The sequence below is a fragment of the Mesoflavibacter zeaxanthinifaciens DSM 18436 genome, assembly GCF_000422365.1.
GTDB lineage: Bacteria > Bacteroidota > Bacteroidia > Flavobacteriales > Flavobacteriaceae > Mesoflavibacter > Mesoflavibacter zeaxanthinifaciens.
The window spans coordinates 243380-258197 of the sequence record NZ_AULQ01000005.1; the positions used below are offsets into that span (position 1 = coordinate 243380).

The 14818-nt window shown below is 32.9% G+C and carries 13 protein-coding genes; 9 read left to right on the forward strand and 4 right to left on the reverse strand.

Features of this window, described 5'->3' with window-relative positions:
- Positions 1-48 precede the first annotated feature (48 nt).
- The 4 genes from H574_RS0105570 to H574_RS0105585 all read left to right on the forward strand — a co-directional run bounded on the left by H574_RS0105570 (position 49) and on the right by H574_RS0105585 (position 6490).
- Positions 49-2811, forward strand: coding sequence for a TonB-dependent receptor (locus tag H574_RS0105570; RefSeq protein ID WP_027879617.1), 2763 nt, complete (start codon positions 49-51; stop codon positions 2809-2811).
- Positions 2812-2822: 11 nt separating this feature from the next.
- On the forward strand, positions 2823-4460 hold the full coding sequence (locus tag H574_RS0105575) for an SGNH/GDSL hydrolase family protein (RefSeq protein WP_081653178.1): 1638 nt from the start codon (positions 2823-2825) through the stop codon (positions 4458-4460).
- 168 nt (positions 4461-4628) lie between these two features.
- Positions 4629-6137, forward strand: a complete 1509-nt coding sequence (gene atpD / locus H574_RS0105580; protein WP_027879619.1) for a F0F1 ATP synthase subunit beta — start codon at positions 4629-4631, stop codon at positions 6135-6137.
- 74 nt (positions 6138-6211) lie between these two features.
- Entirely contained in the window at positions 6212-6490 is a 279-nt protein-coding gene (locus H574_RS0105585) for a F0F1 ATP synthase subunit delta/epsilon (protein ID WP_027879620.1), read from the forward strand.
- A 56-nt stretch (positions 6491-6546) separates the two neighbouring features.
- Here H574_RS0105585 and H574_RS0105590 read toward each other — a convergent pair whose 3' ends face one another.
- Together H574_RS0105590 and H574_RS0105595 are read right to left on the reverse strand one after the other, a co-directional pair.
- On the reverse strand, positions 6547-6987 hold the full coding sequence (locus H574_RS0105590; RefSeq protein WP_027879621.1) for a LexA family protein: 441 nt from the start codon (positions 6985-6987) through the stop codon (positions 6547-6549).
- A gap of 137 nt (positions 6988-7124) precedes the next feature.
- Positions 7125-8384, reverse strand: a complete 1260-nt coding sequence (locus H574_RS0105595; protein ID WP_027879622.1) for a Y-family DNA polymerase — start codon at positions 8382-8384, stop codon at positions 7125-7127.
- Between the two features lie 133 nt (positions 8385-8517).
- Here H574_RS0105595 and H574_RS0105600 point away from each other — a divergent pair, with 133 nt between their 5' ends.
- Positions 8518-8931 (forward strand): putative signal transducing protein, encoded by a 414-nt coding sequence (locus H574_RS0105600; protein WP_027879623.1) that lies wholly within the window; start codon positions 8518-8520, stop codon positions 8929-8931.
- Entirely contained in the window at positions 8932-9462 is a 531-nt protein-coding gene (locus H574_RS0105605) for a hypothetical protein (RefSeq protein WP_027879624.1), read from the forward strand. It abuts the gene before it with no gap.
- A gap of 1 nt (position 9463) precedes the next feature.
- On the opposite strand, the gene H574_RS0105610 is transcribed toward H574_RS0105605, so the two are convergent.
- Complete coding sequence (locus H574_RS0105610; protein ID WP_027879625.1) at positions 9464-10957, reverse strand: aminotransferase-like domain-containing protein; 1494 nt, start codon at positions 10955-10957, stop codon at positions 9464-9466.
- Between the two features lie 78 nt (positions 10958-11035).
- On the opposite strand from H574_RS0105610, the gene H574_RS0105615 reads away from it, so the two are divergent.
- The 3 genes from H574_RS0105615 to H574_RS0105625 all read left to right on the forward strand — a co-directional run bounded on the left by H574_RS0105615 (position 11036) and on the right by H574_RS0105625 (position 14287).
- On the forward strand, positions 11036-12856 hold the full coding sequence (locus H574_RS0105615; RefSeq protein ID WP_027879626.1) for a TonB-dependent receptor plug domain-containing protein: 1821 nt from the start codon (positions 11036-11038) through the stop codon (positions 12854-12856).
- A gap of 67 nt (positions 12857-12923) precedes the next feature.
- Complete coding sequence (locus H574_RS0105620) at positions 12924-13793, forward strand: cupin-like domain-containing protein (protein WP_027879627.1); 870 nt, start codon at positions 12924-12926, stop codon at positions 13791-13793.
- 2 nt (positions 13794-13795) lie between these two features.
- On the forward strand, positions 13796-14287 hold the full coding sequence (locus H574_RS0105625) for a DUF6646 family protein (protein ID WP_027879628.1): 492 nt from the start codon (positions 13796-13798) through the stop codon (positions 14285-14287).
- Between the two features lie 57 nt (positions 14288-14344).
- On the opposite strand, the gene H574_RS0105630 is transcribed toward H574_RS0105625, so the two are convergent.
- Positions 14345-14812, reverse strand: coding sequence for a regulatory protein RecX (locus H574_RS0105630; protein WP_027879629.1), 468 nt, complete (start codon positions 14810-14812; stop codon positions 14345-14347).
- Positions 14813-14818: the final 6 nt, after the last annotated feature.

Here is a 14818-nt window from a genome sequence, read left to right on the forward strand (position 1 = left end):
TTAGTTAAAAAACGTATATTGCTACAATAATTAAACTAAATCTAAAAAATGAAGACAACCCTTAAAATTGCAATGTTGTTATTTTGTGCTATTACTTTTGCACAAACAACAATAACAGGTACAGTTGTAGATGATGTAAGTAAACAACCTATACCTAGTGCTAATGTTATTATCCTCGGAACTTCAGAAGGAACAGTAACAGACTTTGACGGAAATTTTACTTTAAACACAAACCAAACACCACCTTTTAGTATACAAGTAAGTAGTGTTGGTTTTACAAGTCAAACAACCGAAATTACCTCTAACAATCAAAAAGTAGACATCGTGTTAACAGAAGGAACATCTTTAGATGAAGTTGTTATTTCTGCGTCTCGTACACCAGAACGTATTTTTGAATCTCCTGTAACGGTAGAGAGATTCGGTTTAAAAGAAATTAAAAACACTGCTTCTGTAGATTTTTATGATGGATTAGAAAACCTTAAGGGTGTAGACATTAATACAAATAGTTTAACATTCAAATCTATTAACACACGTGGTTTTGCAACATTTGCTAACACTAGATTTATGCAATTAGTAGATGGTATGGATAACTCAGCTCCTGCCTTAAACTTCCCATTAGGTAATTTATTAGGTATGACAGAAACTGATGTATTAAGTGTAGAGCTTTTACCAGGTGCATCATCTGCTCTTTACGGTGCAAATGCCTTTAACGGAATCTTATTCATGAGAAGTAAAAACCCTTTTGACCATGAAGGAATTAGTGGTTATATTAAAAGAGGTATAACATCTCAAGAAGCTGCTGGAGACAATCCTTTAACAGATTTAGGTATTAGAATGGCTCATAAATTCTCAGATAAATTTGCTGTAAAAGTAAACTTTGGTTACTTAAAAGGAACTGATTGGGCTGCAACTAACGAAAAAGATAAATTAAATAGAGGCTTAACAAGATCAGACTATGACTATGATGGTATTAACGTTTATGGAGATGAAGTATCTACAAACATTAGATCTGCTTCAGGTTTAGGTATTATTCCTGATGTAACAGTAAGTAGAACTGGTTATAACGAAAGAGATCTAACTAACTATAATGCTGAAAGTATAAAAGCAGATTGGGGATTATATTTTAGACCATTTACAGATAGTGATTTTGAAATTGCTTATGTAGGAAAAGTTGGTTCTGGTAACACTATTTACCAAGGTGCAAATAGATACAATATCAATAATTTCTTTTTACAACAACATAAATTAGAAATTAGAGATAAAAACTTCTTTGTAAGAGGTTATGTAACAGAAGATAAAGCTGGAGATTCTTACGATATGGTTTTTACAGGAATCAATATTAATAGATCATGGAAGAGTGACGAAGATTGGTTTGGAGATTACATTGCAACCTTTGCAGGTATAGAGTTAAGTGGTAATCCTTTAGGCCTATCAGAACAGCAAAAGCATGACGCTGCAAGAGCTGCTGCAGATACAGGAAGATATTTACCAGGAACACCAGAATTTCAAAATGCGTTTAACAAAGTTACAAGAGATCCTGATTTAAGTACTGGATCTAAATTTCAAGATAATTCAAAAATCTATCATGCAGATGCTAATTATAACTTTAGTGATATGATTGATTTTGCTGAAATTCAAATAGGTGGATCTTATAGAAAGTATAAATTAAACTCTTTTGGAACTATTTATACAGATAATGATGGTCCTATTGATTATTCTGAGGTTGGTTTTTATACTCAAATCCAAAAAAACTTCGACTTAAGTGAAAATGTAGAATTAAAAGCAACAGGTTCTGTTCGTTATGACAAATCAGAATTATTTGACGGTTTCTTTTCTCCTAGATTATCTTTAGGATTTACAGTTAACAAAGATCATAACTTCCGTGCTTCTGTTCAAACAGGATTTAGAAACCCTACTACTCAAGACTTGTATATTGGTTTAGATGTAGGAAGAGCTGTATTAGTTGGTGGTGCTTTAGATAACCCAGAAAGATATGTAGACACTTACAATGTAAGTCCTGCAGGTCAAGCTTTTACAAACTCTGCAACTATAGACTTCTCTGGACAAAGTGCTTATACAAACTCATACTTAGCTAACTCTGTACAAGATTTTGCAGAATCAACAAACCCTGCAGATTTAAGAGTAGCAAATTCTAACTTTGCTCAACCAGAACAAGTAACTTCTTTTGAAGTTGGATACAGAGGTAAATTAGATAAGTTTATAGTAGACGTTAGTGCATACTATAACTCTTACAAAGATTTCTTAGCTAATGAAACTGTAATCGCTCCTTTCTACGGAACAGTTGGAGATAACTCTTTATCTTTATTAGCTATTCAAAATGGAGATTATCAAGCTTATCAAACATACACTAACTCTGATGCTAACGTAAATTCTTATGGAACTGCATTAGGTGTAACAACTAAAGTCTTAAATGATTTTGACTTAGGATTTAACTATACATACGCAAAATTAGATTTTGATCAAGAAAATAATCCAGATTTTAGAACAAACTTCAATACTCCAGAACATAAAGTAAAAGCAACATTTGGTAACACAGAGTTATTTAAAAACTTTGGATTTAACCTTGCTTGGAGATGGAGTGATGCTTACTTCTGGGAAGCGTCGTTTGGTGATGGAGAAGTACCTGCATACCACACTATTGATGCACAAATCAACTACAGAGTTCCAAGTTTAAAATCTACATTTAAGGCTGGAGCAACAAACCTATTAGGTGATGAGTACTTCACAGCATTTGGTACTGGATTTATTGGATCACAATACTACGTATCTTGGACTATTAATAACCTATAAAATTTATGAAAATGAACAAATTAAAATATATATGGATACTTGCTGCAGCTTTAGGCTTTACAGCTTGTAGTGATGACGATAGTAGCTCAGATGATGTATCTGGACCTCTTCCAGAATTAACAGCTGGAGATGCAAATTTTTCAACATACGTTTCTTTAGGTAACTCGCTTACTGCTGGTTTTGCAGACAATGCTTTATATAGAATATCTCAAGAAAACTCAATGCCTAATATATTATCTGGTCAATTCTCTTTAGTTGGTGGCGGTAACTTTAACCAACCACTAACAAATGATAATACTGGTGGGTTATTAATTAACGGTAGTCAACTTCCTGGTTTTGGTCCAAGATTGGTTTTTGATGGTAGTGGTCCAACTTCTATTACAAACTTAAACCCTATGGCTCAAACTACAACAGATATTGTTTTAAATAATCCAACTGGACCATTTAACAATATGGGTGTTCCAGGCGCAAAAAGTTTTCATTTATTAGCTCCAGGTTATGGTGATTTAAACGGTTTATTTGCAACACCTGCAACTGCAAATCCTTATTTTGTAAGAATGGCAAGTTCTCCTACAACATCTGTTATTGCAGATGCTATGGCACAATCACCAACGTTCTTTTCTTTATGGATAGGAAACAATGATGTTTTAGGTTATGCTTTATCTGGTGGAGAAAGTGATACTATGGCAGAAAATTATGATCCTATTACTGATCAAACAACATTTGATATTGCATATAACACTTTAGTGACAACCTTAACTTCTGGAGGTTCTCAAGGTGTAATTGCAAACATTCCAGATGTTACATCAATACCTCATTTCACAACAGTACCTTACAACCCTTTAAGTCCTGATAATCCTGATTTTGGTCCGCAAATACCAACGTTAAACTCAATTTTTGGAGCAATTAATCAAATATATGATGCTTTAGGAGAGTCTGAAAGAGCTATAGTTTTTTCTCAATCAGAGAATAGCCCTGTAGTTATTAAAGACGAAAGCTTAACAGATATTTCTGCTCAAATAAGCGGAGCGCTTATGGCTAGTCCAACATTTCCTGCTTTTATCGCACAATTTGGGCTTCCTGCTCAAGCAGCTCCTTTAGTAGCAAACCTTTTAGGAAACACTTATGGTCAAACAAGACAAGCAACAGCTGCAGATTTATTTGTTTTACCAAGTAGTAGTGTAATAGGAACTGTTAACACGGATTATGCTGCTGGATTAGTAGCGCAAGGATTACCGCCAGCACTAGCTGGACAATTCTCTGCTGAAGGTATTACTAAACCTTTAGATGACAAATGGGTTTTAATTCCTTCAGAACAATCAGAAATAGCATCTGCTACTGCTGCATTTAATTCGACAATAGAAAACGCTGCTAATAACGCAGGTTTAGCATTTGTTGACGCTAATACGTTATTAAATCAATTAGCTAATGGAGGTATTTCTTCAGGAGATTATTTATTAACAGCAAGTTTAGTTACTGGTGGTGCATTTTCTTTAGATGGTGTTCATCCAAACTCTAGAGGTTACGCTTTAATTGCAAACGAATTCTTAAAAGCTATAGATGCTACATATGGCTCTAACTTTGAAGCTTCAGGAAACCTAGTAAATATAGGCAACTACAATACAACATATTCTGCTGGATTAAACTAAATTAGCAGCAAAATTTAAATTTATAAAACACCTTCTGCATGAAGGTGTTTTTTTATATTCAAAATAAGAAAAAAGACCTTTTATTTTAAATAAAAACGCCTATCTTTGCACGCGAAAACAGAAATAGTTTTCATTCAATTAAATACCATAATATTAAACAGATAAGTAATGTCAAAAGTTACAGGTAAAGTTGCACAAATAGTTGGTCCAGTTATCGATGTAGAATTCGGAGCCGGTACTGAACTACCAAAAATTTACGATTCATTAGAAATTAATAAGGCTGACGGCTCTAAGTTAGTACTAGAAGTACAATCTCACATTGGTGAAGATACTGTACGTACTATCGCTATGGACTCATCAGATGGTTTAAGTAGAGGAACAGAAGTTGTTGCAACTGGCGCTCCTATCCAAATGCCAATTGGTGGTGATGTTTACGGACGTTTATTTAACGTTATTGGAGATGCTATTGATGGTTTAGGAGACTTACCTAAAGCAGGAGAAGCTGGTTTACCAATTCACCGTCAAGCACCAAAATTTGAAGACTTATCTACTTCTACTGAAGTTTTATTTACAGGTATTAAAGTAATTGACTTAATTGAGCCTTATGCAAAAGGAGGTAAGATTGGATTATTTGGTGGTGCCGGAGTAGGTAAAACTGTATTAATTCAGGAGTTAATTAACAACATTGCTAAGGGTCACGGTGGACTTTCAGTATTTGCTGGAGTTGGAGAAAGAACTCGTGAAGGAAATGACCTTTTAAGAGAGATGTTAGAGTCAGGAATTATTAAGTATGGTGACGACTTTATGCACTCTATGGAAGAAGGCGGATGGGATCTTCAAAAAGTTGATAAATCAGCTATGAAAGACTCTAAAGCAACTTTCGTTTTTGGACAAATGAATGAACCACCAGGAGCACGTGCGCGTGTTGCCTTATCTGGTTTAACAATAGCAGAATACTTCCGTGATGGAGCTGGAGATGGACAAGGAAAAGACGTACTTTTCTTCGTAGATAACATCTTCCGTTTTACACAAGCAGGATCTGAGGTATCTGCACTTTTAGGACGTATGCCTTCTGCGGTAGGTTACCAACCAACATTAGCTACAGAAATGGGTGCAATGCAAGAGCGTATTACATCTACTAAAAAAGGATCTATTACATCTGTACAAGCGGTTTACGTACCTGCGGATGATTTAACGGATCCAGCACCAGCAACTACGTTTGCTCACTTAGATGCAACTACAGTATTATCGCGTAAAATTGCCGAGTTAGGTATTTATCCTGCGGTAGATCCATTAGATTCTACTTCAAGAATTTTAACTGCAGACATCTTAGGAAACGACCACTACGCTTGTGCACAAAGAGTTAAAGAGTTATTACAACGTTATAAAGAATTACAAGACATTATTGCTATCCTTGGTATGGAAGAATTATCTGAAGAAGATAAAATGGCTGTAGGTAGAGCACGTCGTGTACAACGTTTCTTATCTCAACCTTTCCACGTAGCAGAGCAATTTACAGGTATTCCTGGAGTATTAGTAGACATTAAAGATACTATTAAAGGATTTAACATGATTATGGATGGTGAATTAGATCACTTACCAGAAGCAGCGTTTAACCTTAAAGGAACAATTGAAGAAGCTATAGAAGCTGGAGAAAAAATGTTAGCTGAAGCGTAAACTAGTAATGAGATATAAGATATTAGTAGTGAGAACTTCTAATTACTCAATACTCAATACTCAATAAAAAAAATATGTATTTAGAAATTGTATCACCAGAAGCTACTTTATTTAGCGGAGAAGTAACCAGCGTTGTTGTACCTGGTGTAAATGGAGATTTTGAAATGTTAAACAATCACGCTCCTGTTGTCTCTATATTAAAAGAAGGTAACGTTAAAATTACTGGTAATATAGAGTTAGATGAAGCTGTTCAAAATCGTTTTACTAAAGGCGATAAAAACACTACTTTACTAAAAATAAATTCTGGTACAATCGAAATGAAAGATAACAAAGTGATTGTTTTAGCAGATTAATAAAACATTACTTTTACAATTAAAAAACGCGAAGCAAATGCTTCGCGTTTTTTGTTTTATACTTTTTTAATAACGTTGGTTACAATACCCCAAATTAAAAAATTATTATCTTCTGTAATCTTAATGATAGGATAATTTGGGTTTTCTGGTTGTAACCAAACTTCTTCTTTTTCTACCCGTAGACGTTTTACTGTAAACTCGCCATCTAAAAAACAAACTGCTATTTTATTGTTTGCTGGCTCTAAACTACGGTCTATAACCAACAAATCATTATCGTCTAATCCGGCTCCTATCATAGACTGACCGCTTACACGTGCATAAAAAGTAGCTTCTTTGTTTTTTACTAGCGTCTCGTCTAATGATAGACGTTCTTCTTTAAAATCTTCTGCTGGCGATGGAAATCCTGCCGAAATACCTGCATCAAAAAAATGAGCTCCGGATTGTGCTGTTGCATCTGGTATGTAAAAGGTTAAACTTCCTGATTTGTGCTTGATCATAGTTAAGTCTTTTTGTTAGCAAATAGTTGCGTTAGGGATTGCAGCATTGTTGGAGCGCCTTGCAAAGCGCAACTGCGAAAAGCCCGACCCGATAGGGTAACGCCTAAATTATATGTTATGTCTTTTAATTATAATGATTATTTAACTTTTATAATATCGTTTATATTGGTTGTATACCTAGGCGATAATCGTTCTTGACGCATCTTCCATGTACGTTCTAGGTCTTGACTTGCTAATTTAATTTTATTTGTGTGATATTTTAAATTTATTTGATCTATTGTTTGCATTAACGGTAAATGCTTTGGGTTTTCTTTTTCGAAAATATTGAGTTGATAATTGTTTGTAGGCACAAAACCTGTTATCATTACGCCTGCTTTTTTATATTCTATTCCTTTTTTAAAAATTTTAGTTACTGCATTAACCGCTGTATTACTAATTATTAAAGATGAATTGGTTGCATATGGTAAGTGCACTGCTCTACTTTCTGAATGTTGTGCTTGTTCTTTTTTATGCTTATTACTTTTTAAAAATACAATTATGGTATGACAGCTAGAGTGTTGTTTACGTAACTTTTCTGCACAAGTTACTGCAAAGGTTGCTACACGCTCTTTTATATAACTTAAATCAGAATACGTGTAATCAAAACTACGTGTTGTGGCTATTACTTTTTTAGCTTGATCGTATTCTTCTAAAGTTAATGTTGGTATGCCATTTAAATCGCGATGTAATCGTGCTTCTACTACAGAAAAATTAACTTTTATCCAATCTTCTGGCAAATTAGCAAAGTCTAAAGCTGTTTTGCATCCTTTGTCTTTTAATCGTTTTGATAATTGTCTTCCTATGCCCCAAACGTCTTCAATTTTTAGCCATTTTAATGCTTTTATACGCTTGTCTTCTGTATCTATAACATAAGTCCCTTTAGTTTGTTTAGGAAATTTTCTTGCTATTTTATTTGCTACTTTACTCAATCCTTTTGTAGTTGCTACGCCTACGCAGGTTGGTATACCTGTCCATTTTAAAATACGCTGTCTTATTTGCTGCCCATAATTGTATAAATTGTAATTCTCAAATCCTTTAAATTGCAAAAAGGATTCGTCTATACTATATACCTCAACATCTGGTGTAAACTGTTTTAGTATAGACATGACACGACTACTCATATCTCCATATAATGGATAATTTGAGGATAATACATGTATATTGTTAGTTTTACAGAAGTTTTCCCATTTAAAAATTGGTGCACCCATGGGTAAACCCAAATTTTTAGCCTCATCACTACGCGAAATCACACAACCATCATTATTGCTAAGTATAGCAACTGGTTTACCGTTAAGGTTTGGGTTAAATACGCGCTCACAAGAGGCATAAAAATTATTACAATCTACTAATGCAAACATATGTGTAAAATTACATAATATGTTTGAATTTATACTGAGTTTTTTACCTTGAAGAATGTTAAAATTTAAATGAATAATAGTAACTTGTAACACTTTAACCCTTTTATCTACTAATTAATATAGATAATAAAATATGTCTCCAACCTTTAAAACCATAGCAAAATTTCAGTATTCTGCAGAAGCGCAGATTATAAAAGGTCGTTTAGAATCTGAAGGTATCGAAGTATTTTTAAGCGATCACTTAACTATAGATACAGATCCTTTGGTAAGCAACGCTATTGGTGGCGTTAAATTAAAAGTATTAGCTAAAGATGCTTTAAGAGCGCAACATATTTTAGAAACCATTAATAAATACTCGGTAGATGATGATGGTAACGCTATACAGTGTCCTAATTGTAACAGTAGCAAAGTAGCTATGTTTTCTACTATTAAAGATTTTAAATCTTTCTTTTCTTTTATGGTTGGTTTTTTATTTGGCACACTTCCCTTTTATGCTAAGGATAAGTATAGATGTGATGATTGTAAAACTGAATTTGATATTAAATAGATGAATAAATACACCATTAGTTATATAGAAAAAGTACCATTATGGCGAACTATTTTAGGCGTTGCAATAATAGTTTTTACCATTTTTAACTTAGTAACATCAGGAAATATAGCCACAATCGTTCCTTTAGCTTTTAGCTATTTATTATTAAAAACTGAAGGCACAGAGATTGATTTAGAATCAAAAACCTACAGAAAAGTATTTTCAATTCTTGGTTTTAAAATTGGTAAGTGGCAATCAATTCCAGACATTGACTACGTTTCTGTTTTTGCAGCAACATTTAACACCAAAGTTTGGGTATCTACTGCTTCTACAAATATTTCTGAAAACAAATATGCTATTAATTTATTTTACGATACTAAAAATAAAATTGAAGCAACAACGGTATATCAAGAAAAAGAAGCTTTTGATATTGGTTTACATTTAGCTGATGCACTTGACGCAGACTTATTAGACGCTACCGAAACTAATGATTTTAAATGGATGAACAAAGATGCCTATCGTGAAAGAGGTGAATTTGTTTATGAATAAATTAAACTTTAACCGCATCAAAAGACTGTTTCAAAATTTTAACTACGGTTTCAATTTCATCTTCATTTAAGTGACCAAAACCTAATCGTATAGCACAAAGTGATTTGTTTTGATACAAAATGGTTTTTGGTAAAAATAAATTGTTAGCTTTTGCTTTTTCGGCTAATTGAAATAAAGATATACTCGTATTAAATTCTAACCATATTGCTAATCCACCATCAGGGATTTTCCAAGTAGCTATATCTTTAAAATGAACAGTTAAACATTTGGACAAATAATCTCTGCGTTGTTTGTAAACCGTAATATTTTTCTTGATTAATCGGTTAATTTCACCTTCTGCAATAAGCTCAGACAACATTTGTTTTTGTATTAAATCGCCTTGTTTATCTAATAGCTGAAGGTAATTATTAGCTTCTTTAATAACGTTTTGCGGCGCGATTAAAAATCCTATTTGAAAACTAGGAAAAAAAGATTGCCCTAAACGTCCTAGGTAGATTACAACGCCTTCACTATCTGCACTTGCCATAGGTAACATTGCCGATCCATTAAACTGAAAATCGTAATCAAAATCGTCTTCAATTATAGCAAAATTATAAGCTTTAGCTAGTTGTAGTAATTTAACACGTCTTTCGGCAGATAACGTTACAGTTGTTGGGTATTGCCTATGCGCACAAACATAAACACATCTAATACTGTTTTTGGTAAAATGCTGTTCTATAAAATCTACATCTATTCCGTTATGATCAACAGGTATGGTAATTAAATTTGCACCAGCTTGCTGAAAAATCATATTTGATTTATAAGGACTTAATTGTGCAACCAATACCACATCGTTTTTTTTAATAAGTAATTGCGATACAATATATAAACTCATTTCTGTACTTCGAGTACTTAAAATATTATGCGGCATTATGTAAAAACCGCGTGTTGCATTTAAATAATTACACAGTTGTTTATTAAATATAGAATAGAATTGATCTTGGGTTTGATTCCATTTAGACACTAAAGTTGGACGTTTCATAGACGCACTATACCAACGCGAAAATTGATGTGTTGGATGCAATCTTAAATCCGGTTGCCCATCGTTTAGCACATAGGCACATTCAGAATTTTCTTCTGTAGATGCTAAATTAAATGAAGATTGAAATGAAAATCCTGCAGTTTCTGGATACGTTTTTAATTTGTCTAAACCTTGTGCAGCACCTTTAATTGCTGCTGTTTTCTTTTCAGGCATTAAAACAAAAGTCCCTTTATTTGCAACTATATCTACCCAACCTTGTGATGCTAATTCATCATAAACTGCAACTACTGTATTGCGATTTACACCAAGCAATTCGCCAAACGTTCTGGTTCCTGGTAACTTTGTTCCTTCGGTTAAATAACCACGTTGTATGGCATTAATAACTTGTTGAGCAATTTGAATGTACTTGGGCGAAACAGATGTATTATCTAAAGTTAGTAATGTTAATAATATGTCTTCAACCGGACTATTCATTGTTTTAAAACTGGACTAGTTTACTAATCCGGAAAGTTACGAATTTTGCAGCTTCAAAAATCACATAAAAAATTTATTATGAAATTGACTCGTTTTTTTATCGGGCTAAGCGTTTTAACAACAAGTTTACAAGCACAAGATTTACAAAAAGAACAACAATTAGACTCGGTTGTTATCTCTTCTACTAGAATAGATTTACCGTTTAAAGAAAATTCAAGAACTATCACTATAGTTTCTTCTTCAGATATAAAAAATAGCGCAGCTACCAATGTTGCCGATGTGTTACAACAATTTGCAGGCGTAGATATAAGACGTCGTGGTACTGCTGGTAGCCAAGCAGATTTACATATTCGTGGTGGCGGATTTGACCAAACTTTACTACTTATTGATGGTATAAAAATGGACGATGTGCAAACAGGACATCACACCATGAATGCCGCTTTACCGTTAGAAGTTATAGAACGTATAGAGATTATTAAAGGTCCGGCAGCACGTGTTTTTGGACAAAACGCTTTTACTGGCGCTATAAATATTGTAACTAAAAATAGTTTAAAAAATACGGTATCTGCAAAATTAGAAACAGGTAGTTTTGGACAATTAAATGCAGGTGTAACGGTTGGTGCAGATTTAGAAAACTCGTCACACATTGTACACATAGATAAAATGACTTCTGAAGGTTATCGCTATAACACAGATTACGATAACAGCAATTATTTTGTAAAAAGTGTTTTTAATAAGAAGAAAAAAGCGATTGAAATGATTGCAACATTTCAAGAGCGAAAATTTGGTGCTAACGGTTTTTACGCTCGCGAAAGCGCAATAGATCAATACGAAGAAACTCAGAATAGTTTATTAGCGTTTTCAACGCAATTTAAAACCGAAAATCTAACTATAAAACCTCGTGTGTATTGGAAGCGTAATCAAGATGAATACATTTATGTAAGAAACAATCCAACAGTCTACAGAAATCTTCATATTTCTGATAAAATAGGAACTGAAGTCAATGCCTCTTACACATCAAGTTTAGGTGTTACTGGCTTTGGTGTAGATTTATCTAAGGTTTATTTAAGAAGTAATAATTTAGGTAACAGACAGCGTTTTATGTCTACTTTATTTTTAGAACATAGATTTAAATTATTAGATGAAAATCTAGATATTACGCCTGGTGTTGCAGTAACGTATTTTTCAGATTTTAAGTTTTATGCATTTCCTGGTTTAGACGTGGGTTACCGATTAAACAATAATTTAAAAGTCTATGGAAACATTGGTTACACATACAGAATACCAACATATACAGACTTATATTATAGCGACCCTAGTACTCTTGGTAACGAAAATTTAGAAGTAGAAGAAGCTTTTTCTCAAGAAATAGGACTTAAATATTTGTCGGCTAAATTTTCAGTATCTGCAGCAGTTTATAATAGAGATGCAAAAAACTTAATTGATTACATAAGACCAAATACTTCAATTTCATTTTTTGAGGCTACGAACATTGCAGAAGTAAACACAAAAGGATTTGAGATTGATGCGCAATATCATTTCAGCTTAAATAATTACAAGCAAACTTTTGCAGTTGGTTATAACTTTATGGAGGATGATATTTTAGATCAAAATAAAGATTTATCGCGTTATTCTTTAAACACTTTAAAACATCATTTTACATCACGTTTAAGCACTCAGTTATTTAAAAACATCACTCAAAATATCGTTTACAAACATGCAGAACGTACTACAGGAGATAGTTACAACGTATGGGATGCATCTTTAGAAGCTAGATTAAAACAATTTACGCTTACCGCAACTGCAAGTAATATTTTTAATGCCGATTATATAGAAGCTGGCTTTGTACCAATGCCTCCAAGTAACGTTTTATTTGGTCTTAGATATAATTTTAACTAAGCTATAACTATAGCCTAGTTATTATTTGGTAACGTTTTATTAACTTTGCTTTCTAAATTTTTAATTTTTGAAATTAAATCTTCAAGACATACCAAGGGTTAAAACGATAACCAAAGAAGACTTTATAAAAAACTACTTCAAACCTCAAAAACCAGTGGTTATAGAAGAGTTTATTACAGATTGGCCTGCTTATTCTAAATGGAGTTTAGATTACATTAAAGAGATTGCTGGAGATAAAACTGTACCTCTTTATGATGATAGACCAGTAGATTATAAAGATGGGTTTAATGAGCCTCATGCAAAAATGAAAATGAGCGAATATGTAGATTTGCTTAAACGCGAACCTACAAAATATCGTATTTTTCTGTGGAATGTTTTAAAAGAAGTCCCGCAATTGCAAAAGGATTTTAAGTTTCCTGATTTTGGATTACGTTTAATGAAAGGCTTACCAATGCTATTTTTTGGTGGTCGCGATAGCTATACGTTTATGCACTATGACATAGATTTGGCTAACATTTTTCATTTTCATTTTGAAGGAAAAAAACAGTGTATTTTATTTGACCAGAAACAGAATAAACACTTATACAAAATACCACACTCTTTAATTACAAGAGAAGATATAGATTTTGCTAATCCAGATTTTAACAAATGGCCAGCCTTAAAAAATGCAAAAGGTTGGGTTTGTAATTTAAATCATGGAGAAGTCTTATACATGCCAGAAGGTTATTGGCACTACATGCGCTATTTAACACCTGGTTTTTCTATGAGTTTACGCGCTATAGCACGAAACCCAAAAAACTTAGGAAAAGCCATCTATAATGTATTTATTATGCGAAGCATAGATAATGTTATGCGCAGAATTAAAGGTCAAAAATGGATAGATTGGAAAAACCAACAAGCCATTACAAACACAAATAAATATTTAACTAAATCTTAAAAATGAAAAAAGAATTATTAATACTTGCTTGTTTAATTACAAGTCTAGTAACTGCTCAAACTTTTGAAGGAAAAGGCGACCAAAAATTACAGATAGGTGCAAACTTTCAAGATAATGTAAACGGAATTGTACTAACTTACGATTATGGTTTAGGCGAAAACATTTCGGTTGGAATAGTTGGTGGTTATGCACTTAATTTAAACAATGGTTTAAACGCAGATTTTGAAGATAGAATAGATTTAAAAGCACGTTTTAATGCTAACTTAGGTAATGTAATTAACATTAGTGACAACTTTGATGTATATCCTGGGATCAGCTTAAGCTTAAAGAATTTTGGCGGACACCTTGGTATGCGTTATTTCTTTTCAGGCGGTTTTGGATTATTTACAGAATTTGGGACTACGTTTGCCAAATATAACTCGGATGCCTTAACACCTGCAGAAAAAATAAACAATCAGTTTAATGCTAATATTGGAGCTGTATTTAATTTATAGACCAATAAAATTATAAAAAGAAAAGCCTTTCTCTGTTTAAGTTGAAAGGCTTTTTTTTTATGGAATTAACTCGTTTACTTTATCATACACTAAATGTGTTTCCCAACCACGATAAAGCAAGTAATCTATTAGTTTTTTCTTCTTTTTAAATTTATCAGATTCTTTAATAGATTCTAGTTTCTTTTCTGCTAACTGATTAAAGGTTTTATAGTAATCACTTTCATCAATTGTTTTTAAAGCTGCACTAATATTATAACTAGAAATATCTTTTCGTTTCAACTCTAATTTTAAACGTTGTTTTCCCCACTTTTTTATATTGAATTTACCGCTTACAAAAGCTTTTGCATAGCGCTCTTCATTTAAAAAATTATGTTCTAATAAATGGACTACAATATGGTCTCTAACCTCAGGTATCATTTGCATTTGTATCAATTTTTGAGTCACTTCTTTATGGCAACGTTCTTGGTACGCACAATAATGCTCTAGTTTTTTTATGGCTTCTTCTAATGTGTAAGAGTTATTCATCTATCA

Excerpts from the sequence above, each read along its gene's own strand:
- H574_RS0105615 (WP_027879626.1), top strand. The coding sequence starts at position 11,036 with ATGAAATTGACTCGTTTTTTTATCGGGCTAAGCGTTTTAACAACAAGT.
- H574_RS0105570 (WP_027879617.1), top strand. The coding sequence starts at position 49 with ATGAAGACAACCCTTAAAATTGCAATGTTGTTATTTTGTGCTATTACT.
- H574_RS0105575 (WP_081653178.1), top strand. The coding sequence starts at position 2,823 with ATGAACAAATTAAAATATATATGGATACTTGCTGCAGCTTTAGGCTTT.
- atpD (WP_027879619.1), top strand. The coding sequence starts at position 4,629 with ATGTCAAAAGTTACAGGTAAAGTTGCACAAATAGTTGGTCCAGTTATC.
- H574_RS0105585 (WP_027879620.1), top strand. The coding sequence starts at position 6,212 with ATGTATTTAGAAATTGTATCACCAGAAGCTACTTTATTTAGCGGAGAA.
- H574_RS0105600 (WP_027879623.1), top strand. The coding sequence starts at position 8,518 with ATGTCTCCAACCTTTAAAACCATAGCAAAATTTCAGTATTCTGCAGAA.
- H574_RS0105595 (WP_027879622.1), bottom strand. The coding sequence starts at position 8,384 with ATGTTTGCATTAGTAGATTGTAATAATTTTTATGCCTCTTGTGAGCGC.
- H574_RS0105630 (WP_027879629.1), bottom strand. The coding sequence starts at position 14,812 with ATGAATAACTCTTACACATTAGAAGAAGCCATAAAAAAACTAGAGCAT.
- H574_RS0105590 (WP_027879621.1), bottom strand. The coding sequence starts at position 6,987 with ATGATCAAGCACAAATCAGGAAGTTTAACCTTTTACATACCAGATGCA.
- H574_RS0105610 (WP_027879625.1), bottom strand. The coding sequence starts at position 10,957 with ATGAATAGTCCGGTTGAAGACATATTATTAACATTACTAACTTTAGAT.
- H574_RS0105605 (WP_027879624.1), top strand. The coding sequence starts at position 8,932 with ATGAATAAATACACCATTAGTTATATAGAAAAAGTACCATTATGGCGA.
- H574_RS0105625 (WP_027879628.1), top strand. The coding sequence starts at position 13,796 with ATGAAAAAAGAATTATTAATACTTGCTTGTTTAATTACAAGTCTAGTA.